Origin of the sequence: Methanocalculus sp. (genome assembly GCF_029762515.1) — an archaeon.
GTDB lineage: Archaea > Halobacteriota > Methanomicrobia > Methanomicrobiales > Methanocorpusculaceae > Methanocalculus.
Genome location: NZ_JARVGN010000523.1, coordinates 1 through 1,305, shown reverse-complemented (window position 1 = coordinate 1,305; position 1,305 = coordinate 1). Strand labels below are relative to the sequence as shown.

Annotated in this window: 2 protein-coding genes and 1 pseudogene; 2 read left to right on the top strand and 1 reads right to left on the bottom strand. The window is 49.6% G+C overall.

What is annotated here, in order from left to right:
- Nucleotides 1-321, bottom strand: a 321-nt coding sequence (locus QCH34_RS12815) for a hypothetical protein (RefSeq protein ID WP_300334704.1), incomplete at its 3' end; no start/stop codon positions are given.
- A gap of 134 nt (nucleotides 322-455) precedes the next feature.
- On the opposite strand from QCH34_RS12815, the gene QCH34_RS12810 reads away from it, so the two are divergent.
- Together QCH34_RS12810 and QCH34_RS12805 are read left to right on the top strand one after the other, a co-directional pair.
- Complete coding sequence (locus tag QCH34_RS12810) at nucleotides 456-974, top strand: HEAT repeat domain-containing protein (RefSeq protein ID WP_300334702.1); 519 nt, start codon at nucleotides 456-458, stop codon at nucleotides 972-974.
- Nucleotides 975-1,096: 122 nt separating this feature from the next.
- Nucleotides 1,097-1,305, top strand: a pseudogene (locus QCH34_RS12805) (anion permease); the annotation flags it as partial.

Sequence of the window (1,305 nt, the reverse complement as noted above, 5' to 3'; positions counted from 1 at the left end):
ACCTGCAATAGTCATCTCCCCGCACGCGATCACCTCAAGGATCAGTGGCAGCTCCTTCAGCTTTTCCCGGAATTGTGGATCCTGGCTGGCAGCAAAGGCAATAAACTTATCAAGCAGTATAAAGGGGCGCTCATACTCGGGGACCGCATTAAAATCCTCCATATCTTTCTGAAGTGTTGAGTTCCGGGCGAGATCCTCCTCAAAATAGAGATACATATCAATACCATACCGGGAGCCAAGCTCCTCAAGCTCCAGTATATCGACCTTCTCACCTGGCGCAACTGCAAAAGTGTTGCATTCACCATCTCTCTTCGTCTCCATAGCCAATAGGTTTGAACCTGAACCTTATGAGAGTCACGATTCCACAATCGAAACCTGCATCTTCTTCTCCGGGGCAGAAGGGATCAACACCTTTATGTAGGCACGGATGAAAGTGCCGTTTAGGTGTGTGACTGATGGCGGAGATGGATGAAGAGGGAACCAAAAAAGAAGAGCTTTTCTTTCAGCTGATAACGCTTCTCCAGACAGGAACGTTGAATTTCCGGTGGCGGGCAGCTGAGGCGCTGGGAAAAGAGGGGGATCTCCGGGCTGTCGGCCCCCTCATTGAGGCGTTGTCTGATGAGTATGTGGATGTCAGCTGGCTGGCAGCAAAATCACTTGGAAAGCTCGGTGATCCCGAGGCGGTGCCCCACTTAATCGAACTGCTGAAACATGAGGATAAATGGAACCGGCTTGGTGCCGTCATCGGACTTGCCGGGATCGGTGATCAAAAGGCAGTGGAGCCGATCTCCGATCTCCTGAGGAATGATGCTGAACGAAAAGTCAGAAAGGAGGCAGCAAAGGCACTTTCCAGAATAGGAGGCGATGCGGCACAAAAAGCGCTTGAGATGATGAAGGATGAAGAGGATGAGGGGGTGCGAAAAGCCGTTCTCGAGGCACTGGAGATGATGAAAGAGAACAAATCGAAAAAGTAGTAGTAACACTATTTTTCTATTTTATCTCCCATATAGGCTTATTTTACCTTCCACACCACTCCCGGAACGGGGAGGTTCCAAAAAGGAATACTAATATTCTCTGACTCCTTAATGTTGAAGGAATGAAGAAAGAGATCGGGAAGATTATTGGCATACTGGTGTTTATCGCACTACTCCTTGCACCAGTAGATCCGGCAGTTATCCCGATCGAGGCGCGATACGTTGCTGCCGTCACACTCCTGATGGCAATCTTCTGGGTCACAGAGGCAGTTCCCCTTGAAGTAACAGCACTTCTTCCAATCGTTCTCTTCCCGCTTCTTGGCGTCCTCTC

What these genes read in the sequence shown, in the direction of transcription:
- QCH34_RS12810 (WP_300334702.1), top strand. Translation starts at nt 456, where the DNA reads ATGGCGGAGATGGATGAAGAGGGAACCAAAAAAGAAGAGCTTTTCTTT.